This window comes from Heliorestis acidaminivorans, assembly GCF_008933955.1.
Taxonomy (GTDB): Bacteria; Bacillota; Desulfitobacteriia; order Heliobacteriales; family Heliobacteriaceae; genus Heliorestis; species Heliorestis acidaminivorans.
Genome location: NZ_WBXO01000004.1, coordinates 224,872 through 247,965, shown reverse-complemented (window position 1 = coordinate 247,965; position 23,094 = coordinate 224,872). Strand labels below are relative to the sequence as shown.

The following is a 23,094-nucleotide window of genomic DNA, read 5'->3' as shown; positions in this document are numbered from 1 at the left end:
CAATTCTAACCAGCATATCAAATATTTTTGTCCCATCTTACTTCAATTACACCTCGACTTTCACGATTAGCTACATACCTCCTATCAGCTCGATATCCCATTAACCAGATAACCTCTTTACCAGCAACTAATAAGGGGATATGCTGACGTTCCCATCGAGGAATTTTTTTATCGATGAGAAAGTCTTTAATTTTTTTACTACCATCCATACCTGTAGGATAAAAGCGATCGCCTCGTTGGCGACTGCGTACGACCAAGTCCCCTGCTTGTAAGACTTTTTCATCTAGGAAAATCTGCTTGTTACTCTGCTTGGTAAATGCTTCAAAAAAACTCTTTTTCTCTTCATTAATCTCGTAATAGCTTAATGTTACTGTGCCAAATGCTTCAGGAATTGACTTAACAGTTCTACCCTCATTAATTAGAGGTAAAGAAAGCTTATAAGCATAAGACAAATCATTTTGCGGCAAATCTTTAAGCAACTTAACTAATTGGCCTTCTCGAATAACTCGATGTCCTGCTACTTGTGTAACCTCGCCGTTTGCTGATACTTCTAAACGTAATTTATGGAGTATCTCATCGATTTTTTCTAGTCCGATAAAGGCAGAGGGAAGCTTTTTTTGTAGATAGATCTGCAAAACTCTTCTTTGAAGAGCTAGTGCTTCTTTTTGTAAGGAAGGTACATGGATGCTTTCCTCGGCAACAATCTTTTCAAAAGACTCAATGGCACATTGCTCAAGATACCTATCTTCAGCTCTGACAAGCTCAGCCGTTCTATTTATTGATTCTACGAAACGAGGATTAAAAGATTTTAGCAGTGGCATAACCTGATGTCGCAAACGGTTTCGACTGTACTCAAGTGATTCGTTACTGCTATCATCACGCCAAGCCTTTGACTGACTCTTCATATAATCTTCTAGTTCTTGTCTACGAAAAGGTAGCAAAGGTCTCATTAGATTACCATGATATAAAGGCATTCCTGCTAAACCTTTTAGGCCACTTCCTCTTAGTAGCTGAAATAGAATCGTTTCTGCTTGATCATCACCATGATGGGCTAAAGCTATCCATTGGGCATCTACTTTTTGAGCTAGTTCCTGAAAAAAAGCATAGCGCAATCTCCGGGCACGATCCATTTTGTTACCTTGGGAAGACTGCCAGTAGCCTTCTTGAGGGCGAGCTGAATAAAAAGGTAACTGCAGTGTTTCTGCTAAAGCTTTTACAAAGGCCTCATCTCCATCTGACTCTAGCCCACGTAGATTATGGTTATAATGTGCTACAACAAGCTGGAGACCATATTGGTAAGCTACTTCATGAAAAAGCCAGAGCATCGCGGTAGAGTCAAGGCCTCCTGAAATAGCCAACACAATTTTTTGACCTTTTGTAAAGCCCTCTACGTTTTCTAAAGACTGACAAAAGCCTTTGGTCAATGTGTTCATATATCACACCATACTTCTTTTGCCATCTAATTCTACAATCTCTAACTATTTCCCTTCCCCTGAAGAGACGAAAAATAATAAAGCCTTAGTAGAATTCTACATTGAAAAAGTGATATTAGTATCTTTGCCTGAACTTTCCATAAAAAAACAGGTCTCCCACCCGGTAGACCTGTTTTCTAACTTAGCTTTCCACACGATTTCTAACAGCCACCACAATGACTGTACAATCGTCTTTGGCCTGACCATCATCGATTCTTAAAGCCTCATCCATGATTGTATCCGCCAGCTTCTGTGGCTCTCTTTCTTCAGTTGCCAATAAAAATTGGTGTACCCAATCTTCATTTCCTGATTTTTCTTGTTCTTTACGCCTATTTTTCCCATCTGTGATGCCATCACTAAGCATAATTAACAAGTCGCCTGGCAAAAGAGAAAGAGAAAGAGCATCTACCTCTACTGTATTTATTATGCCAAGAGGCAAGGAAGAGCTTTGTAGAACCTGTACTTTTCTTCCTCTTTTTAGATAACTTGGGGCGGCACCTAACTTTATTAGTTCTAGCTCTGCAGAGGACAAGTCAAAAAGAGCCATATCTACAGTAGCAAAAGAGTCATCTTCTGTAGTCAATCCAACAAGCGCATTAACAGCTGAAACAGTTTCACCTGCTTCTACACCTGCTTTAGACAGTTGCTCCAGCAAAGCAAGGGTAGCGCCACTTTCTCTTGCCGCTTTTGGACCAATGCCGGCGCCATCGCTCAATGCAACAATCTTTTTGGAGCTAGCACTTTCCCAAGTTGAAACAGTGTCACCAGCCACAGCACTACCATAACGAGGTACTTGTGCTATCGCTATTTCTAGTCCGTAAGGATTCACTGAAGTAAGTGTAAATGCACAATTACCTTTCTGACCGGGACAATAGGCATTGCTAACTATTACCGGTTTTCCAAGCGTTTGCGCCGCAAGAGGAGCAATAGTCTCAGCACAAGACCATTGACTACCACAGCCAGGTCCTGTTACTTCTAAAAACCATTGCTGAGGAAAACTTTCTCTTTCTATACTTTTCAGATGATAGCCTTTTTGCCTAATTACTTCTCTAACTTTCTCCAGAGCTTTTTCTGGTGCACTTTCCATGACCATATCTCGAGATAAGGCACCCATCCATTGTGAGAGCCCCTTGAATTGGGCACTTACTAAGTTTTTGCTTTCTTCCATCCGCCTTCGCCAGTATCGATCTACTTCTACGGTCTCAAAAAGAGAACGAATTGTAGAAGATAATTCTTCCCAACGAACACATTGTGCTTGCAGATCTCGAGGTGTTATTTCACCTTTTTGTTCAAGATCGTCTAACAAGCTTTGTAAGTGCTTATGGGTTAACTCTCTATCTCTTTCCCAACAAAGTCCATAGCTAGAGCACTTTGTACAGACTCTTTCCTCAATGGCTTCATACAAGCCTGTCCAATTTCTCTCAGTCCGCTCCGGCTTCTGTGACATATCGGCAAAAGTTTGAGCAAGATGGCGAAATATCCCACCCATTTCTTCTAAGCGCTGAACCGCTACAGAAAGGGCCACTTCTTCGCCTTTCTTCTCGACGTTACTTTTGATCCGCTGGTGCATCATAGTTAGCCAACGAGGTGGAAGGAGAAGAAATATTGCACTAGCTAAAGCGACTTCTATAAGCAATTGAGCTATTTGTTCGGAATGAAGCAGATAAATGGATAAAAGAAAATGCCCCATAAAGTAGCCCGCTATAATTCCAGGTTTCGCCCAATTACGAAATAAACCAGCCAACAAGCCCGATATGGTTAATAAGGCCATAGATGCAGGAGCACCAAAGTTGGCTATAGAAGGCAACAAACCGAAAACAACTCCTGCTATAGTTCCACCAGCTACGCCATATGTGGCGGCACCGAGGAGAATCATCAGGCCAGAAAATATTGCTAAAGGTGATACCCCATACAATGGTTCTTCAGGTATTCCCAAAGCAATGAGTACAATCATTAGCGTTATACTTATGATAACCTCTTTTTTCCATGGTTTTGCAGGAGTACCTTGTAGATTATCAACTACAGTAACCATGGCCACAATAAGCAAAGACGCTAGTAGTCCCTCAAAGAAAATTAGCAGTGAACCATATAATGTAGGTCCTGTCCAAAGTAAGCCAACAGCTTGGACAACCCAGATCGTTAGGGCTGTCAATAGTGTTAATGGCCAAAGTGATTCTTTAAGATAACGTACTAAGCTAAAGGCAAGCAAAGCTAAAATCAGCGTAGCTGAAATTTGCCACAGGGGACTCAAACTTAAAGGATCCATAGTTCCATAAGCAAAACCCTTTGGAATCCATAAAGAAGCCCAACCAGCAACTAATCCCGCTAGTGCGTAAAAAAGTCGATCTGGTCTTCGAGCGGCTACTACAGCTATCATAGCAGGTGCTCCTGCTGAAAGACCTCCTAGTAAGGATCCTCTTGCTAGAAAAAAGAGTGTAAGCCACCATAGCCAGCCTGTTAGATCTAGCTTTTTGATATTCCTTTTACTCTGGGGAATAGTTTGACTTACGGAAGCACTTACTTTCTGAGCACTACTTTGCATCCAAAACCAAGGTTTTTTCAAAACTGTAGTGCTAGAAAAGAGCGGTCCTGCTCTTTTTTCACGACCTTGCTTCCACCAGTTTTTCATAGATAGCTGATTTTGGTGAGTTCCCTCTACTCTTTCACGACGAAAAGGATAAACGTTAGGCTCATCCCACAATAAGCATCCCTCACTTCCCATCTACAAAAATAAATGTTATAAATTGGAATTCTTTTCCATTATACTGAAAAGAGGGAGCAAACTTTGTCGTCATAAGCAAGCTAATCAAAAGTTTTTTTCGCTATAAAACAACAAAAGAAGCAGAAACTGCAACAAAGTTGTAGTTTCTGCTTCTTTTATTAGGCTTTTCTTTTTTTATGCTTTTGCTTGTACTGGCATAGAAAAAACTTTTTCCACCCTCTGAGCTTCTTTAAAATCAACTCTGATTTGTCCTGCCGCTAGTTGTCCACAGACAAGAACAACAGGGACACCGCCCCCAGGATGGACACTAGCTCCTACAAAGTAGAGATTGGATACTTCTTTTGATTTGATATGCGGACGGAAGTAGCCTGATTGAAAAATAGTAGGCGCTAAGCCAAAGCTGGAGCCTTGGTAAGTGTGGTAGTTATTCTGAAATGTTTCTGGTGTATAAACTCTTTCAAATTCTATGTGCTTGCGCAAATCGGTAAGGCCAGAACGCTCTAATTTTTGTAGAATTTTCTCTCGATAACCTGCTAGATCGGTCTTCCAGTTGATCGAGCTTTCCAGATTAGGCACAGGACAGAGCACATATATTACGTCTTTGCCTTCTGGCGCTACTGAAGAATCAATTTTCGTTGGTGAATACACATAAAGAGCAGGATCGTCAGGAAAGACCTTCTCTTTAAATATTTGATCAAGTGTTTCTTTATAGCTTTTTGTAAAGTAGATATTGTGTACATCCATATCTTCGTAGCGCTTATTAGTGCCTAAATAAAGCATCAAAGTTCCACAAGAGTTGGTCATGGACTGTATTTTTGAAGTACTGTATTTGCCGCGATAAGGTTTCGCAATAAGCTTTTCCATAGTCATGGGGAAATCCATGTTAGATACAACTACATCAGCATAGTGAACTTCACCGTTAGCTAAGCGCACTCCCTTAGCATGGCCTTTTTCAATTATGATCTCTTCAACTTCTTGGTTCAAATGAAGTTTGCCATCTAGTTCTTCAAGGACTTTCACTAGTGCTTTGGAGACTTCATTCATACCACCTTTGGGATACCAGATGCCTGTTAAGGCATGTTCCACATAAGCGATAATCGTATAAATAGAAGGAGCATCATAAGGTGAAATGCCCAGATAGATGGCCTGGAAAGTCAAAGCAATGCGCAATCTTTCGTCTTTGATGTAGCGACTAATATCATCGTACATGCTATTTAGAGTTTTTAGTTGCCACATGCCAACAAGTGTTTCTACATTAATGAAATCACTTAAGCTATTAAAAGATTTCTCAATAAACTTATGACGTGCAGCAAGATAACGTGGATTGATTTGAGCCAAGTACTTTAAGTAGCCTTCTACATCGTCAGGACTAAACTTGCGTATCTCATCAAGATGAACTTTGATGTCGTTTGATGGTGACATAGAAGTACCGTCAGCGAAGTTTAAACGATAGCAGGGATCTAGTCGTACGAGTTCTACATAATCATTCAGATCACGATCAATCTCTTGGAAAAATTGATGAAAAACATCATTCATCATCAATATTGTTGGTCCTATATCAATCGTATATCCTTCTGCTTCAATAGCGCTAAGGCGACCACCTGGTTTATGTTCTTTTTCGAAAATGGTAACGTTCCAGCCTTTGTGAGCTAGCTGCACTGCTGTACTAAGACCACCTACGCCAGCACCAACGATAATCGCTTTTCTATTACTAGTTGATTTACTATTCACTCGTAATTTCTCCCCACTATGTCTATCACATTTTTAGCTTCTATCAGCGGTAGAGAAAGAATCAAGCAGGTACACTAACACCTTCGATTTCATCCTCTATATCCTGATAGATCTCCATAAGCTTTTCTAGCTTCTCTTCATCAGCTTCCCAGAACCCGCGACTATTCGCTTCAAGAAGCCTTCTGACAATTCCGCGTAAAGCATGGGGATTCAGCTGCTGTAATCGCTTACGCATTTCTTCATCTGTTACATAGACTTCTGTAATCTCATCATAAACCCAATTGTCTACTGCTTCTGCTGTCGCACTCCAACCAAAGGTATTGTCAACACGAGATTGAATCTCTCGCACACCTTCATAGCCGTGCTTAAGCATTCCTTCATACCACTTAGGGTTTAAGGTTTTTGTTCTAGTTTCAAAACGAATCATTTCTTCAAGACCGCGAATCTGTACTTTTGGCGTTGTTGTGTCTGCTACTAATACATTCGGTTTTTCTCCTCGAATGCTTTTCACAGCTGCCGTCACTCCACCTAAGTACTCGTAGTAGTGATCAATGTCAACAATGCCAACTTCTGAAGAATCTATGTTCTGGAAGCTCGTGTCAACACTCGAGAGCGCAGAACGATAAATAGCATCAGCTACTTCACCGCGAACTTGCTTGCCATAGGCAAATCCTTTGCGCTTAATAAAGGTATCGGCCAGCTCTCCTGCTTCTTCCCAAGCACTATTCTCAACCATCTGGTTGACGTTACCACCGTAACTTCCTGGTGCATTGGAAAATATTCTAGTAGCTGCACTTTCCAGAGGAATATTCATTTCTTCTGCCTGAGCTAAAGTATGTTTGCGAATATAATTCATATCTAATGATTCTTCTGCTAAAGCGGCTAACTTAACAGCTTCATCTAGCAATTCCATTTGTCCTTGGAAAATGTCACGGAAAATACCCGACACAGTCACTACTACATCTATTCGAGGTCTTCCCAATTCTTCAAGGGGTATTAATCTTAGTCGACTCATTCTTCCTAAGTCATCGGGAACAGGCTCAACGCCCATTAAGGCCATAGCTTGAGCAATGCCTTCACCATAAGTTTTGATATTATCAGTTCCCCACAAGACGACAGCTATTGATTCTGGATAAGTCTTACTGGCATCGTAAAGCTTTTGCAACATCATATCAGCTACTCGTCTACCTGCCCTAACTGCAACAGGTGTAGGGATAGCTTGAGGATCGAGAGCATGGCTGTTTTTGCCTGTCGGTAATGTTTTGGGATTACGCACAGGATCGCCGCCTGGACCCGGAATAGCATAATTACCTTCTAAGGCATGGCATAAACTAGGCATTTCTTGAGACAATACGATGTCTTTGAGAACACCTTGCAAATAGACAAAAGTTTTTGCCGCTGCTGTCACATTAAATTCCACAGATGATGCCGCATATTGACGAAGTTTTTCTTGCATAGTCTTAGCCGCAATCGTTTCAGACTTACTGCGTAAGAAGCGGAAAGTACCGCCTGTATCGCGCTCCATGAACTGTTCCATCATTTTTTCAACACCGATTTTTACGGTTTCGCGGACTAGTTCAAGATCCTTAATAGCCTGTTCATCGCCTGCTTCTGATGCTTTTTCTAAATCCTCTAATTTCTTACTCATAGCTTCCGCTGATAAAGCCGCTAGGGATTTTACATCGAATTCAGGACGATCATAATAACTGATAGCTGTTAAGTAGTCTGCTAAAGTTGCCACTTCTGGTGCTTGACCAAGAATATGTAAACCAGTAGGTATAAGTCTGTTTTCTAGATCTGTTAAATAAACGTATAGTTTTCCGATAAAATCTTGTCCTGGTTCTTCTGGTATCTGTACATCTTGATCAAGATTTAAGGCGATAACTTTTTCAACAATCGTTTCTAAGATTGATTGTCCACGAGCATTGTGACGATTTTCTCGCCACATACTAACTAAGTCTTTCAGATCACGCAGTTCTCGATAGAGTCCTGCATTTTCCGCTGGCGGCGTAAGATAAGAAATTAAGGTAGCGGCGCTACGACGTTTGGCAATCGTACCTTCTGAAGGGTTGTTTACACTATAGAGATAGAAGTTAGGAACAGGGCCTAAGAGTCGATCGGGCCAGCAAGCATCGGTCATACCCACTTGATGACCAGGCATAAATTCTAAGGCGCCGTGAGTTCCAAAGTGTAATAAAGCATCGGCACCATAAACTCGATCTAACCAACGATAAAAAGCGGCAAAACCATGGTGCGGTGAAGCATTTCTAGTAAAGAGCAGTTTGATCGGATCACTTTCATAACCAAAAGAAGGTTGTACTCCGATAAAGACGTTACCAAAGTGACGACCAAAGATGAGTAATTCAGCACCATCAGTATTCAGTTCACCTGGCGGATCGCCCCAGTTATGGGCTATTTCTTTCCAATAAGGATTTATTTTTTCGTACTCATCGATTTTAAGACGAGCGGCAACGTTTAAGTTTGCTGAAGGCAATAAGGAAGATTCGTCTTCGACAATTGCTTTGATCAGAGCTTCCCGACTTTCAGGAATTTCCACAGTATAGCCTTCTGTTTGTAATCTTTGAAGTAATAAGTAGAGAGATTCAAAGACATCTAAGTAAGCTGCTGTACCTACGTTTCCTTTGTCAGGTGGGAAACTGAAAAGCACTATGCCAACTTTTTTCTCGCTATTTTTTTTCTTGCGCAGTACCAACATGCGGCGCATTCTTTCTGTTAACAGTTCAATACGGTCTGCAATTGGAATAGCTTTTGAGGCGCCATGGATATGATAGCCACTATAGACAGTAGGCGCTACAAGGCCATCTAACTCTGGAATAGCCACGTTCAGAGCTACCTGTACAGGATTGAGGCCTGACATGTCCTCTTTCCACTCTTGAATAGTCTGAAACTCCAATGGAATAGCTGATAAGTAGGGAACGCCTAATTCTTTAAGTACTTTTACAGCACTTTCAGCATCATTAGAAGCAGGACCACCCACAAGGCTAAAGGATGAGAGGGTAATTACACCATCTACTTTTCCATAGTTACCCTTAGCCATAAAGAAGTTTTCAACAACACGTCGATAGTCTAAACCTTTGGCAATTCCTGCCATAACGCCGATTCCTTTGCTTTCAAGGGCTCGAATTACAGCATCGTAATGATCATGGTTATCTGCTAAAAGACTAGTGCGTAAGACAATAAGACCCACTCTTAAGTCTGACGGAGCTTTATCTTGATACCATGCCTCATATTCAGCTCTTGAAGTAAACCAACGGTCTCCATCAGGATGATAGATACCTTCTTCGGCATACTCTATAGGCGCATCAAAAGTAATAGCTTCATCAGGAGCAAAATACTGTTTAGATAACATCAGAAGCATGCTAGTTAAGTTTTTCGATGAACCATTAAGCCAGTACAAATAGCAAAGCATGTAAGTTCTTAAATCTTGCATTTTGCCAGGGATAAATTTAAGAACTTTGGGAACTGTTTTGATTAAAGTCATCATCTGATCTGTTTTCAGAGGTGGTCCCGATGACTTTTTAGCCGTTGGATTATCTTCGTCTTTGCTACGCTTAAATCTTTTGAGCAGTTTTACATATTCACTAGATTGATCACTGCCCATCTTGAAACCACCCATACGAGTAAGCTTCATCAATTCGGGCATAGCATTTAATATAACAACGGTCGGTACGCTCTTGCCATCTTCACGGACAATTGAAGCAATTGTTCTAGCTACATCGTCAACGAAAACGTGCGCTATATAGAGCAAATCGGCCTTTATTACAGCTTCTCGAAATGCTTCTACTTTATCGGCTTCTTTTAACTCGTGAACACAAAAGGCTTCTATTTCAATCGATATAGGTTGGTCGCTTTTATTGATACTCTCTACTGCTCTAGTAAAAGCAGTAGACATCTGCCGTTCTAGATAGATATGGACAAAGCGCATAATCCGATTTGACACTTGCTCTCCCCCTCTATTTTCTGAGAGCGTGAACACCGCTCTTTACGGTTTCTGCTAATGCCTCAGCCGACATTTTCGGCAAATAATAATATTGACCTCTTGCAGCATCAGCAATTTTTTGAGCAAAACCAGTGGATGTAAAGCGATTAGATGAATCAATGACCAACATGGAGAAGCCGTTATCTGCCACCATTCTAGAAAGGGCTAGAACTTCTTCATTAAGTTGTTCACGATTCATCTTTTTTCCTTCTTGCAAATTCAGTGGTATATTACCACGACCATCGGTCAGCAAGGTGATAATAACTTGCCCTACATCGCCTCCTATGGCTTTGACTCCCAGTTCGAGGGCTTGGGCAATCGCACTAGCTAGCGGGGAAGCACCTCCTACAGGAACTTGATCGAATCTTTTCTTCGCAAGCTCTACACTGCGTGTGGGAGGTACAATTACGTCTGCTTCCTGACCACGGAATATGACCATTGCCACTTTATCTCGGTTTACATAGGCTTCATTAAGTAAGGTTGCCACAGCCCCTTTCGCACTGCGAATGCGATTGAAGGCCATACTGCCACTTGCATCAACGACAAAAACAATCAAAGCTCCCGATTTACGAACAAATTGTTTTGTTCTAAGGTCGCTTTCGGTCACAATTACTTGTCGATCACCGTATTTACCAGACTGTCTTCTCTGGGCCTGAAAAGGTGCAGCAGCACGCAAGGTCGCATCAACGGCTACTTTTGTTGGCTTGCCTGGTGGCGGCAATAGAGCTCGTGTGTAACGGCCTCGTTCTAAACTTTTTTGTTTTCCATGAGCTCCGCCTCTTGCTTGCTTTTGCACTTTGTTCTGCAAAGCTAGAAGCTCATCATCAACAGGCACTTCTTCACTATCAAAGAAGAATTCCTCTGGTAACATCATGGTTTCTTCATTGTTTTGTGGTGAATCTGGTGGCGTCTCATCTTGTTGATTCTCTTCGGGCTCTGGTGGTGGTGGTGGCGGTGGAGGAGGTGGTGGTTCCATTTCTTCATTCTCTGGCAGATCAATAAGCTGGCGAGGTTTTATAACTAGTTCTAGTGCTATGGCTAAGTCTATAGGCTCTACTGTTTTTCTTCCTTGTAAAGCGGCATGGGCTTTAGCAAGGCGCACCGCGAAGAGGTCAGCACGGTGACCTGGCACCTGCCTTTTTAAGGCTTGACCGACTAAATAGAGCGTTTGTTCCTCCGTAATTTTTACGTCACTGAGTAACTTTCTTGCCTTCTCTATGTTTTTTAAAACCTCTTCTTGATCTTCTCGATAAAGTTCTACAAAAGCTTCTTGATCTTCATGAAACAATTCTTGTCTTCTTAAGATCTCTATTCTTTTTTCCAGATCTAAAATTGCTACGCTACTGACATGAATAGCAAATCGATCAGCAAGGTGAGCTCTTAAAGGGCCTTCTTCTGGATCGTATGTTCCCACCAAGATGAAATCCGAAGGATATTGTACTGATATGCCTTCTCTCTCTAAACGAGTAACACCAGACATTACGTCGAATAAAGAATTGACAAGGCTATCGTCAAGAAGATTAAGTTGGTCAATATAAAGGACGCCTCGGTTAGCTTCCCCAAGTAACCCTGGTTGCCAAGAGCGCCCTCCTGCTCCTAGGGCTTTTTCTACATCGATAGCACCAAGTAATCTATCCTCTGTTGTCCCTAGAGGCAACTCCATAAAAGGAGCCTTCATTCTACGAACAGGTAAATTATCTTCGTCTGCGAAATTTTGCCGACAGTCGCTACACCAGCAACGAGATTGCTCAGGATCACAATGGCAAAGACAGCCTTCTAACTGTTCAATGGCAGGTAACAAGTATTGAAGACCTCGTGCTAAGACAGTCTTGCCAGTGCCACGTCTACCTGCTATAGAAAGTCCTTTCAGTGCAGGATCAACGGCAACGAGCATCAATGCTAGTTTGGCTACCTCTTGACCTGTTACTGCCGCAAATGGCAAGCTTTGCGCTCTCATGCTCCCGCCTTCTCAACTCCAAATATTTCTGTTACCTTTTCTTGAACCCGTCGGCCATTGTCCATTGTTGCCAGAGGATCTTTCCGCAAACGATGTCGTAAACCCATTACAGCAATTCGGCATACATCTTCATCGGATACTTCTGTTCTACCTTCAAAAGCAGAAAGTGCTTTAGCCGCTCTCGATAGAACTAATTCACCTCGGTGACCGTCAATTTCCAAGTCAATACATAGTTGCGCAATCTTTTCAAGAAGCTCATCGCTGATAAATACATCAGCAAGCATTTCTTGAGCATGTACTATCTTATTTTGCAACTCTTTTTGTGGAACTTTATAATTTTCATTGAAAATGTCAGGGTCTTGATCGAATTCACTACGACTTCTAATGATGGCTACCCGCTTGGAAGCATCTCTAAGTGTGCGAATTTGGGCATGTAATCCAAAGCGATCAAGTAATTGCGGCCTTAATTCACCTTCTTCAGGGTTACCTGATCCTACTAAAACAAAGCGAGCAGGATGGCGTACACTAATTCCTTCCCGTTCCACTACGTTTACACCAGAAGCAGCGCAGTCAAGAAGGACATCAACAAGGTGATCGTCAAGCAAGTTAACTTCATCAACGTAAAGAAAACCACGGTTAGCTTGAGCTAACAAGCCAGGTTCGAAAGCTTTGACACCTTCTGACAAGGCTTTTTGTATATCAATAGTCCCACAAACACGATCTTCTGTCGCTCCTAGTGGTAGGTCAATTACTTTTGTTTCACGATAAATTGAAGGTAGTTCGCCCACTTCAGCATAACGTTCCCTACAACTAGCGCACATTTCATTTTTTCTTTCTGGATGACAGCCGAAAGGGCAATCTGATACCGTAGGAACTTCTGGCAACAGCTCGGCCAGTGCTCGAACTGTTGTTGACTTCCCTGTACCACGATCGCCCATAATCATGACTCCACCTATGCGAGGATCAATTACATTTAGAATCAAAGCCAATTTCATCTCTTCTTGCCCAATAATGGCGGTAAAGGGATAGGTTGGCGATTTCATCGCTTTTGATTGCTGCCTGTTGCGTTGTTCGTTGGCCGCTAGTATCATTGCGTTTTTTCCTCCCCTTAGCGATAACCATTGCGCCAAAGCACTACTTTTCAAAATGTGCTTTGGCTGCATAAATCACTTCCAGTGTGATCTCTTTATGTCCTTTTTCTCTAGCATATGTTTCCGTATTACGCTGTACTTTTCCTCTAACAAAAAAGGGTATTTGCTTTAGTGTATTCAAAGCGTCTGGCGTCCATTTAATCTCTTCTGAAGCACCAGCGGATAACTCTTTCTTCTCAGTGCTAGCTGCTACTTCTGCTATTGCTATTTGCACTTCTTCTTCTTGTGAATCTTCACCAAACATATTAACCAAGTGTTCTTCTAAGCCGAGCTTAATAGTACCGTTAATATTGTCAAGAATTCGTGTTATTCCACTATAGCCGAGTATGGGGGAAGCATGTAGTGGAAAGTTGAGAATATGGGCAGGACTGCTAATTACAACACAAGGAAAATCGTGTCGTGCTGAGCTGTGCCTTTCCATTTGAGTTCCAAAAACAATATCAGGTTGTGTCTCTTTTATTTTGTTGCTTATCTTCTGGAAATCGTCACATACAAAAACTTCTTTTGCTTGACCTTGAAGTTCTTGCTTGAATGAGCTTTCCATTGCTTTCATGTATGTTCCAGCCCACTCAACTTGTATACCAATTTCGCGTAGCAGGTAGGTCACACCAACTGCATGGCTGTAATCTCCAAAAACAACGGCTCTTTTTCCATAAAGAGAGGAAAGAGCATCTACAGAATTGACACAACGTGAGATGAGAGATGCTGGACTGAGATTACGGCGAATATAAGCATGTACATCAATGCCAGCTTTTTCGCCTATTTCTTCTAGGAAACGACCTGTTTGTCGAATGCCTAAAGGCGTTATGGATAGATAGTCCATCCCAAAGCGTTCCTTTAGATAGTCGCATACACTTTTTCCGTATTCTTGATATAAAGAAATATTCAAGTGTGCTTTCGTTATATTCCGCAGAGCTTCTACAGATGCGCCATAAGGAACTACTAAATTAATCTCAATTCCAAGGTCCTGTAACGTTTTTTTGATCTCTTCTAAGTCGTGAATTTGATGAAAGCCTAGATAAGATGGACCAATTATATTAACAGAAAAGCGCTCACTTTTGCTTTGCTCTTCTGCAAAAGTAGCAACCATTTGTGTCAAAAATTGATCCATTGCATAATGTTCTAAATCGCGAAAAGCGTTTACTTTGGGAACTATGAGAGTAGCATTAGTTCGAGCTTGTAATGTATGGGCAACAGCATCTAAATCTTCTTGTAGCAGTGTTGATGAGCAGGTCGGAGTAATGACGATAACATCCGGTTTTTGCTCTTCATCGACTCTCAATACTGTTTCAACAAGCCTTGCTCTTGAGCCTTTAGCCATTTCTCTTCGTCCAATGGCCGATAAAGTAAAGGGCGGCAGTTCATGAAATCTTTCCAGCATGGAAAACATAACATTGATATAACTGTCTCCCTGGGGACCATGAATTACCGTATGTATCTTTTTCATACTCCCCGTTACACGGGCAATTCCAGATAAAGCTGTACCTTCATACATCCAGTAGGCTAACTTCAATACCATTCACCCCTGGGGTTACATATAATTTCGTTGTTAATTCCATCCATGCTCTTGTAAAGCCTGCCATTTTCTAAGTGGCTTAGTAAACATTTTTATTAAGTCAATGGCATTCACAAAGCCGTGAATCTGTGCAAATGTAAACTCAATAGACCAAGCTGTTCTATAGCCCATTGCTTCAAGAGGGTTGCAAAGGGCCAATCCAGTTACAATTAAGTCAGGCTTGTAAGCCTGAATCCGCTTCAATTGAAGATGAAAATCAGGGCCCTCAATAATAGGAACTTGCTTTGCTAAAAGTGTTTCCAGCTCCGCTTTCATATCTTTGCTATGAACATAGGGTGTTCCCAGTTCAACAATCTCTACCCCACAAGCAGTTAAGAAACGTGCTAAAGGAAGTTCAAGAAGGTTATCACCAAGAAACATAATCTTTTTACCACGCAGCATCTGTAGTTGCGGTTCTAGCTCCTGCCAGGTTTGCTTTTCTCGCTCTTCTACTCTACTAGCATCGATTTGGAAATGCTGACAAATATCTTTTAGAAATTGTGCAGTTCCGTCAGGACCTATAGGAAACAAAGTAGTTAGTACTGTAGCGCCTCGTTCACGACGAATAGTAGCTAGTGTATCGTTTAGATAAGGTTGCAATGGTGCAACTACAGTTCGCTCGTTAATTACAGGCATTTTGGCAAGATCGCCTTCTGGAAAAACATCTACCTTGTCTAAGCCTAGCTTTTTCAGCTCCCATTGCAACTGTTGCGCTGTTCCATCTGTAACAGCTCCGACCAGTACAAGGTTAGATACCTTTGGCTTTTCTACAGGTTTTTCTTCTTCTTTGTTAAAGAAAAACCACTTGCTTTTACGCTCTTCACTTTGCTCTTTCTCTTCCTCTTCTACAGTAGGACAGAAAGGAAGTAACGCTTTTAGAACTTTATCTTCTCCCTGCGTAAAGATGCCATCAATCCCAGAAGCAGAAGTAAGTAAAACAGGGAAGTTTAACTTTTTAGAAATTTCTTTGCAAGAAACTTCTAAATCCATTTTTAAAATATCAACACTGCATGTGGTCATCACAAAGATTACTTTTGGATTCCATTCTGCTACTACTTCATCGATGACAGAACTCAACTCACCAGTCATAGAAGGTGCAACGAGATCAGACTCTTCAAGCACTGCAAAGCCAAAGCGAGAATGAGCATAGACCATGACGTCTAAAGCTGTCTGAATGAAATGTGCACAAGTGTGAGTTCCCACGATGAGAAAAAACGAATCTTTCATCTTCCGATGCAACCATGCAACGCTGGCGATTGGGCAAAACGTGTTCAGACAGCCGTTTTCACGCTGAATTCCGTCCATGGCCTGTATCCTCCCCTCGGAATATTTCAAACATCTCCCTAGTTCCAATAACGTTTGGAATTACGCCGGGAGGATCATTGAGAAGATACTTGGCCATTTTTAGAAACTCTGCTGTAAGTTCTTGCACTGGTTCTCCCATTTCTTCTAGTTCAAAGAGCGTATAGCCTTTGACTCTAGATTGCCGAACATCTTCTGCTCTTGGGACAACACCTATTAAAGGCGCACCTGTCTGTTCACAAAAAGTCTGTAATAAGTCTTTTTGGTCACAACGATTGCCAATCAGACCAGCCAGCTTTACTTTGTAGCCTGACATGTTTTTTTCTACAACACTATCGCATATACGATTGGCCGCAAAAAGAGCGTCAAAGTCATTAGACGATACGACACAAGCTAAATCAGCGTATTGTAGAGGTGCAGCAAAACCACCGCATACAACGTCACCAAGAACATCAAAAAAGATTACATCATAATTCTTCAACAAGTTAAGGTTTTCTAAGAGCTTAACTGTTTCTCCAACTACGTAACCACCACAGCCGCTACCAGCAGGTGGGCCACCTGTTTCAACGACATGAACACCGGCATAGCCAGGAAACACGAGGTCTTCTGGTTCAATAGATTCATAATGGTAGTTATGTTTGTCTAGAATCTCTACAACTGTAGGAATCATGCGACCAGCAATAGTAAAAGTAGAGTCACTTTTGGGGTCACAACCAATTTGAAGAACTTTTTTACCCAACCTGGCCATAGCTACAGCCAGGTTGGATGTTGTTGTTGATTTTCCGACGCCGCCTTTTCCATAATTGGCGATGATCATATTTTAATCATGCCTCTCATATTAGGATTGTTTTTGTCGTCATCATTTTCTTTGTATTCTGGTAAGTCACGAGGAGCACCGCAAGCAGAAATCTCTTCTTTGTAATCAGGTAAATCTCGAGGAGCTCCACATGCTGATACACCTTTGAAGTCCACGTCTGCTTCTACTTCCTGACGATTTGCACGTAATACTTTGATTTCTTCTTTTGTAAGAACTTTTGATTTATCGAAACCAAGATCAACGTCAGCAGATAAGCCTTTGCGCTTAACACGACCTAAATCATAAAAACGTTTGTTAGCCGTCATTTTGATGAAAGCTTTCAAGCAACCCATCATGTATTTACGCTTATAGGGATCTTTAATAAAGGGGTAGTCAAGAAAACTTTTGCGCATATAGAAACGAGCATAACTGCGCAATACACCTTTGAGAACTTCTTCCCGATCCATTTCATCAGGTTGCATGATCGGTGTTACGAAGTTGTACTTAGAGTAATCTCTAACTTCAACTTTTTCACCAAGTTCTTCGAACATCTCTGAGAAGGGCCAAGGTGTATACATGTTCCAGTTCACCATATCAGGGTCCCAATGTAAAGCCAGCTTAAAGGTTTCTTCAATTGTTTGTGGAGTTTCATTTTCTAAGCCCATGATAAACTGTGCTTCAGCAACCATGCCATTAGCTTTTAGCATATCAATTGCTCGTTTGTTTTCTTCCATCGTTGTCTCTTTACGGAAGAGGTTTAGATTCATTTGAGTAGCTGCTTCAGTTCCTAAGGAGACGTGAAGTAGACCAGCTTTACGATAGAAAGGCAATAAATGAGCGTCACGCAAGATGTCTGTTACTCGAGTATTAATACCCCAGTTTACATTAAGCTTGCGATCGATCATTTCTTGACACATAGCAACGAACTTATCACGGTTAATAGTTGGCTCTTCATCAGCTAATATAAAGAATCCGATCTTATGTTCTTTAACTAGAATCTCAATTTCGTCAACAAATTTCTTCGGATCTCTTACACGGTATGTTCTCCAGAATTTCCATTGAGAACAGAATCGGCAAGTAAAAGGACATCCCCGTGCAAAGTTAGGTACAGCGACACGTGTGTTAAGAGGAATGTAAATATACTTGTCCCAATCAAGGATACTCCAGTCAGGTGTTAAGGTGTCAAGATCTTTAATAGGAGGATGTGCTGGTGTTGCTACTAACTGGCCATTTTCTAAATAGGCAATCCCTTGCACATTTTTACGATCTTTCATCTCATTGCCTGCGGCAATCGTATCCATAAGATTGACAATAATTTCTTCGCCTTCACCACGAACGATGTAATCAATCCAAGGAGCTTCGCTTAGTACCTGGGAATACATAAAGGTGGGGTGAATACCACCTAGAATAGTTTTGGTATTAGGGTTAATTTCCTTGACAACTTTCAAGGTATCTTGAGCTTTATAAATCATCGGTGTAATGGCACTAGCTAGCACCACATCCGGTTGATTTCGACGTATAATTTCACCCAAGACATCATCGGGGAGATCTTCGCACATGGCATCAATAAACTTTATGTTTGCATAGCCAGCTTTTTTAAGAGCACCACCGATATAAGGGGCCCAGCTGGGCGGCCAGTTACCGGCAATCTCTGCACCACCACAATGATAGTTCGGTTGAATAAGTAGAATGCGCATGCACAGCCTCCTAGTCTTTTGTCGGATAAATCTCCAGTAAGACGGCGTTGTAGATAATGTTGGAGACCAATTTTTTTCTTGTAACTCGATATCCAAGGTTGTTTAAGATTTTTTCAATTTCACTAATAGGATGTAAGTAGGCATTGGTAGTTTTGGAACTTCCGGAGAATTTTTCTCCAATCACTTTTAGAAAACGAAACCAAGATGTTGAAGGGGCAAAGGATATGTAGGCTCTTTCTCTCACTCGGCCAAGCACGTGTGCCAACAACTCTGGCATATCTTCTATAGAATAGTGTATTAACACATCCATAGAGACTAGTATATCATAGTTGCCATTTTCGGACATAAGATCACAAACTTCAAAAGTTGTGTTTTTCTGCCCTCTTTCTTGGGCCATTGCAATCATTTTGGTAGAAATGTCGATCCCTTTAACTAAGGCACCTTGATGCGCAAAATGGTCCGATAAAAAACCGGCACCACAACCAGCGTCTAAAAGAGTCTTGCCTTCTAAAGGATCGATCCATTCCATAAGGCAATCGTGGATTTCTTGTCTTCCCTCGATCAGTTTGCGTTGTGCAAAATTATTGCCTTTTCCAGTACTGATGGCTGCCCAGCGGCTGAAGGCTTCTCCATCAAAATATTCCTTAATCCGTCTTGACTGCTGGCCATAAGGCTCGAATTCTTTTGCCACGGAATTCACCTCCAATAACCCTCTCTTTTGCCTGCCCATTATGGAAATGGAGGAAAAAATGATGGATTTATTTGCTGAGCATAACCATATATAACAGACTTCGGTTCTTATTCACATTTTTCTGTCCTTTACTTAGACAAATTTTCATAAAAAGTGCCTAAGAGCTTAAAAACCCCTGCGCCCCTTAGGGCGCAGGGGTGAAAGTTGGTGAGGTTTACACCATTGCGAGGGTCCACATACAAAGCACAGTCATCTTGAAGAACAAGAATGTACCGATTGCTTTACCTTCTTTCAAGCTAAGAGCACGGTTGTAAACTTTGCCAGCAAAGCCTACGCCAAGCTTCTCGTGAGCCCACTTGAGAACCATAGCACCTTCGTCGCGAGATCCGCGATACTGGAAGAGCATGGAGAAAGTGAAGGCCCAGATGAAGTGTGCACCTAAGAGGGCTTGAATCATGTGACCATCGTAGTAACGGAACATACGTACTGTCTGAGAAATGATGTAACTGAAGTAACCTTCATTGCTCAGTGCAGATACGGAGTGGAGAGCGTAGCTAGTTGGGTCAGCTTGGTAGGCCGCCAGAACGTTTCTGTAAACATCACTGGAAGTTGCTACGAAGGAGCCCATCCATGCACCATCGATGTAGAACCAAGCTGGTGCAATGATCTGGAGTGAGAAGAAGATAGCCAGATAGAACTGGTCAACTAAGGAGATGGAGCAAGTACCGCCGTAAGCAGGACCTAAGCAAGGGAATTCAGCGTCACGCTTAGCCTTCATGCCAACTTTTTGTGTCCAAGGAGACACTTTGCTGAAGAAGGCCATACGCCACAATGGAACCATTGTGAAGTGAAGACCACCAGCGATGGCGTGGGCAGCGATGAAGTCACTGACGTTACCTTGAGAACCAAAGATAGCATCATGAAGTGGTGTACCATAGCTGATGTAATCCATGTTCGCAAACATACCAATGGTAGAGCTAGCGTGGATATCAGCAATAGTATTGTGCGTTGCAATACCGTAAGACACAAGGATGGGCAAGAAGGCACCGAACATGATGAGAGCCATGAATTTCTTCTGGAACTCATGATCGAAGCACCACTGGTACATCTTGTAGCCTTTTAATTGCTCTGCCAATTCAGGATCATTAGTTGCTCTGAAGAGGTAATGTGCAGCGTGGAATGTACCACCACAGAGGAACATTACACCAATGACCAAGTGACCTAGGATAACTTGCTTAATCAAGTAACCAGGGTTACCTGTAGAAAGCTCACGAATTGTTTCAGAAGCGTACTCAGACATTGCGTACTGCTGCATGAAACCGAATCCGAGAACTGGGTCATCCCAAATGATCATTGCAAAGACAACAGTTGCGAAGTGGAAAGCAAGAACTTGTAAGCTTACGCCTAGAACAGCTTCCCAATCACGATCAAAGTGTTTGAAGTAGCCTTTGTCAAAGCCAGCAAAATGGTGGAAGATACCACCGAGGAAGAATGCGGCACCTATGGCAATATGGTTAGCTGCCATTTTGGCTGCCGTTATATCCCCGAACATATTAAAGTCTAGACCCGTGGGACCCATAACTGTTCCATCGACGTCACGTAAGGAACCGCCAATGAAGGCCAGCTGAATACCCCACAGAGTAGCGATCAGGGCAATGAAGTGGAACTGCGCAACAAGTGATTTACCAAGAGTGACTTTCTCGAAAGGCTCTCTGTCAAACTTATAGAAGTGACCAATGGCCCAGAGAATTACAGCCGCTAAAAGGTGCATACGAGCAACAAATAGAGCGTCACCGCTAAGTGGGGAAGCATCCATACCTAATTGATAAAGCCGAGCATAAAAGAATGTGGATGGTGCCCACAGTACCTCACTGTTATCCCAGCTAAGATGATGAACTAAGAAAAATGATACGAAACCCGCTACAATACCCAGGTGGTTCGTATGCGCACGCATAACGTCAGAACGAGAGCTGGGTACTTTGTCTTTGAACCAGTCAAAGACCTGGACTTTAAAGTCCGAACTAGCAGTTGACATAGAATAACCTCCTTTACCCAAGTATGAAGTTTTCAATGTTCTGCGCCCCAACAGAAAGATAAGTGCCAATAAATTAAAGTATAAAAAAATATGTCCATGCACTTAGGGGGCAAGGAAACTAGGAAACCCTCTTTTCACCTCCCGTCTTTACACATTACTGTGTTTTTGCACCCCGACAGCTTCTTGCTCACATAATAAAGTTTGAGGTAGCTCGATGCTGTCACAGAAATTAAAAATGTTTAAGGTTATACGCCGCGACCATCATAGCAATAATAAAAAAGCTATTAGCCGTTGCGTTATACCAGGGCGCCATTGCTTTGGGGTCTTTTTTCAGCTTGGGCTGAAAAGGAATCTGCGCTAACCATAAAAGTACTAATATGGTTGCTCCTATGTATTGACCATGATAGGCCACAAAAGCTGCCGCGAGAAGCTGTGACAGGGCCATCATAGCTAGTAGCACTTTCAATCCGCCTTCTACACCATACATGACAACAATTGACTTAAGGCCGCTTTTTATATCGCCTTCAACACTTTTGAAGTCATTGAGCGTCATCATGCCATGAGAACCAATCGCGTATATGAGAGCAAGAATTAGTTGGTTTGTAGAAAAGCTATCAAATAAGTATAATGCCGCTACCCAAGGTAGACTTACATAAGTTAGGGCACATGCGCTATTTCCCCACCAACCATTTTTCTTAAGTCTCAGTGGTGGGGCACTGTATATATAAGCTACAAAGAGACCTATGGCAACGAGGTAAAAAATCTCTTTCGGAAAAAACAAGAAAGAAAGTATTAGCGATGCTGTACCAAGTACAAACACATTGACTAAAGCCAACTCTTTAAACCTAGGCTCTCTGGCACAAGGTCGATGAGGTTCATTAATTGCATCTACATCAGCATCGTAGTAATCGTTAATTGATTGACCCATACCAAGAACTAAGGGACCGATTAAAAACATTAGTGCAAAAGACCACAGCATAGTGCTTATACTTAAATCGGCTTGAGCGGCACCAACAGTCCCTACCGCAACAGCCCAGACTGGACCAACCCAAGTAAGAGGCTTGGTCAATTGCAAACGAATTTCCCATAAGGAATAGGTGGGATAATCTTTTGCTTGAGCATACTTTGCTGAATCACTTTGTTCTTTTAATTCAACACTCATATCGGCACTCCCATTCCATCATATACTGATAGGAACGAACACCGCATCCGTAAAAGCGATGACTAGTTCAATATATCTATGACCATTCTTGTTTGAAGTTTATTGCATACATTGTCCTTTTAGAACACCTGTCCAACAGAGTTACCACTACAATGCAAGTACTATTTCACTTCAAAGTAACAAAAATCGTCTCCACAGGCTGAGCATTTTGTTTCTGCAACTTTGATATTCCGTTCTATCAAGGTTTGAAACAACTTTTCAAAAGTTCCCGTGTAAAAAGTACAAATAGGTTGTTCTGAGCGAAGCCCTTTCGCATTTATCGAGTTCACAATCTGTAGGTAAGCCTTGTCCTTTTTTACTTCGTAGGTAAAGTTTCCACTTCCTACAAAAGTCCAAGCATTTTGACTAATTGCTTTTAAGAACAACTTCATACCTGTTGACCTTGGTACTATTCCAAAAAGCCATTGAGCAACTTTGGGAATGCGATTTTCAAGTAAATATGTAGCAGTGTACTGCCCTGACTTCTTCAGTATTCTTGTAGTTTCTTCAAAGCCATAAAGTTCTATCAAGGCGTGCACTAGTTGGTTAAACTCTTCTTCATGAACCATTTCCGTCGGTAACTGTTCTATGTACTTTTCTAAACCTGCTTTATGTAACAGTCTTTTGACTTCTTCTTCCCTATGCTTTTCACGGTGTACTCGTATTGTTTGAATAATTGAGTTAGGTCCGATTTTTGATTTTTTCATAATATTGCGTCAATCACCCTCGACATTTGAGGTTGAGCCGTCACTTCCATTTGGTTGAATTATACAAGATAAGCCAT

The 23,094-nt window shown here is 41.8% G+C and carries 14 protein-coding genes; all 14 read right to left on the bottom strand.

All coding sequences use genetic code 11. The annotated features are described in order from the left end of the window. Positions 1-17 precede the first annotated feature (17 nt). The 14 genes from tilS to bchJ all read right to left on the bottom strand — a co-directional run bounded on the left by tilS (position 18) and on the right by bchJ (position 23,017). Positions 18-1,433, bottom strand: a complete 1,416-nt coding sequence (gene tilS, locus F9B85_RS07350) for a tRNA lysidine(34) synthetase TilS (RefSeq protein ID WP_151619731.1) — start codon at positions 1,431-1,433, stop codon at positions 18-20. A 181-nt stretch (positions 1,434-1,614) separates the two neighbouring features. After that, positions 1,615-4,173: a SpoIIE family protein phosphatase gene (locus F9B85_RS07345; protein ID WP_170270293.1), complete on the bottom strand. Its 2,559-nt coding sequence runs from the start codon at positions 4,171-4,173 to the stop codon at positions 1,615-1,617. 195 nt (positions 4,174-4,368) lie between these two features. Continuing rightward, positions 4,369-5,925, bottom strand: a complete 1,557-nt coding sequence (locus tag F9B85_RS07340) for a phytoene desaturase family protein (protein ID WP_151619729.1) — start codon at positions 5,923-5,925, stop codon at positions 4,369-4,371. A gap of 61 nt (positions 5,926-5,986) precedes the next feature. Continuing rightward, positions 5,987-9,886, bottom strand: a complete 3,900-nt coding sequence (gene bchH, locus F9B85_RS07335; protein ID WP_151619728.1) for a magnesium chelatase subunit H — start codon at positions 9,884-9,886, stop codon at positions 5,987-5,989. Between the two features lie 13 nt (positions 9,887-9,899). Next, on the bottom strand, positions 9,900-11,882 hold the full coding sequence (gene bchD, locus F9B85_RS07330; RefSeq protein ID WP_151619727.1) for a magnesium chelatase ATPase subunit D: 1,983 nt from the start codon (positions 11,880-11,882) through the stop codon (positions 9,900-9,902). Next, positions 11,879-12,973, bottom strand: a complete 1,095-nt coding sequence (gene bchI / locus F9B85_RS07325) for a magnesium chelatase ATPase subunit I (protein ID WP_243138108.1) — start codon at positions 12,971-12,973, stop codon at positions 11,879-11,881. The genes bchD and bchI overlap by 4 nt, the downstream gene beginning before the upstream one ends. Before the next feature lie 43 nt (positions 12,974-13,016). Continuing rightward, a complete protein-coding gene (gene bchB / locus F9B85_RS07320; RefSeq protein ID WP_170270291.1) occupies positions 13,017-14,546 on the bottom strand; it encodes a ferredoxin:protochlorophyllide reductase (ATP-dependent) subunit B in 1,530 nt (509 codons plus the stop codon). Between the two features lie 36 nt (positions 14,547-14,582). After that, positions 14,583-15,893: a ferredoxin:protochlorophyllide reductase (ATP-dependent) subunit N gene (gene bchN / locus F9B85_RS07315; RefSeq protein WP_151619725.1), complete on the bottom strand. Its 1,311-nt coding sequence runs from the start codon at positions 15,891-15,893 to the stop codon at positions 14,583-14,585. Next, on the bottom strand, positions 15,874-16,707 hold the full coding sequence (bchL, locus tag F9B85_RS07310) for a ferredoxin:protochlorophyllide reductase (ATP-dependent) iron-sulfur ATP-binding protein (RefSeq protein WP_151619724.1): 834 nt from the start codon (positions 16,705-16,707) through the stop codon (positions 15,874-15,876). Before bchL ends, bchN begins: the two co-directional genes overlap by 20 nt. Beyond that, entirely contained in the window at positions 16,704-18,383 is a 1,680-nt protein-coding gene (gene bchE, locus F9B85_RS07305) for a magnesium-protoporphyrin IX monomethyl ester anaerobic oxidative cyclase (RefSeq protein ID WP_151619723.1), read from the bottom strand. Before bchE ends, bchL begins: the two co-directional genes overlap by 4 nt. A 10-nt stretch (positions 18,384-18,393) precedes the next feature. After that, the gene (bchM, locus tag F9B85_RS07300) at positions 18,394-19,074 is read right to left on the bottom strand and encodes a magnesium protoporphyrin IX methyltransferase (protein ID WP_170270290.1); all 681 of its coding nucleotides are present in this window, start codon (positions 19,072-19,074) and stop codon (positions 18,394-18,396) included. 214 nt (positions 19,075-19,288) lie between these two features. Beyond that, on the bottom strand, positions 19,289-21,109 hold the full coding sequence (locus F9B85_RS07295) for a photosystem I psaA/psaB family protein (protein ID WP_151619721.1): 1,821 nt from the start codon (positions 21,107-21,109) through the stop codon (positions 19,289-19,291). 229 nt (positions 21,110-21,338) lie between these two features. After that, positions 21,339-22,271 carry a (bacterio)chlorophyll synthase gene (gene bchG / locus F9B85_RS07290; RefSeq protein ID WP_151619720.1) on the bottom strand — a complete coding sequence of 311 codons (933 nt, stop codon included), beginning with the start codon at positions 22,269-22,271 and terminating at the stop codon, positions 21,339-21,341. A gap of 161 nt (positions 22,272-22,432) precedes the next feature. Then, positions 22,433-23,017, bottom strand: coding sequence for a bacteriochlorophyll 4-vinyl reductase (bchJ, locus tag F9B85_RS07285; protein WP_151619719.1), 585 nt, complete (start codon positions 23,015-23,017; stop codon positions 22,433-22,435). Between the last annotated feature and the right edge of the window lie 77 nt (positions 23,018-23,094).

What these genes read in the sequence shown, in the direction of transcription:
- bchE (WP_151619723.1), bottom strand. Translation starts at nt 18,383, where the DNA reads ATGCGCATTCTACTTATTCAACCGAACTATCATTGTGGTGGTGCAGAG.
- bchJ (WP_151619719.1), bottom strand. Translation starts at nt 23,017, where the DNA reads ATGAAAAAATCAAAAATCGGACCTAACTCAATTATTCAAACAATACGA.
- bchL (WP_151619724.1), bottom strand. Translation starts at nt 16,707, where the DNA reads ATGATCATCGCCAATTATGGAAAAGGCGGCGTCGGAAAATCAACAACA.
- bchN (WP_151619725.1), bottom strand. Translation starts at nt 15,893, where the DNA reads ATGGACGGAATTCAGCGTGAAAACGGCTGTCTGAACACGTTTTGCCCA.
- bchD (WP_151619727.1), bottom strand. Translation starts at nt 11,882, where the DNA reads ATGAGAGCGCAAAGCTTGCCATTTGCGGCAGTAACAGGTCAAGAGGTA.
- F9B85_RS07295 (WP_151619721.1), bottom strand. Translation starts at nt 21,109, where the DNA reads ATGTCAACTGCTAGTTCGGACTTTAAAGTCCAGGTCTTTGACTGGTTC.
- tilS (WP_151619731.1), bottom strand. Translation starts at nt 1,433, where the DNA reads ATGAACACATTGACCAAAGGCTTTTGTCAGTCTTTAGAAAACGTAGAG.
- bchI (WP_243138108.1), bottom strand. Translation starts at nt 12,973, where the DNA reads ATGATACTAGCGGCCAACGAACAACGCAACAGGCAGCAATCAAAAGCG.
- bchG (WP_151619720.1), bottom strand. Translation starts at nt 22,271, where the DNA reads ATGAGTGTTGAATTAAAAGAACAAAGTGATTCAGCAAAGTATGCTCAA.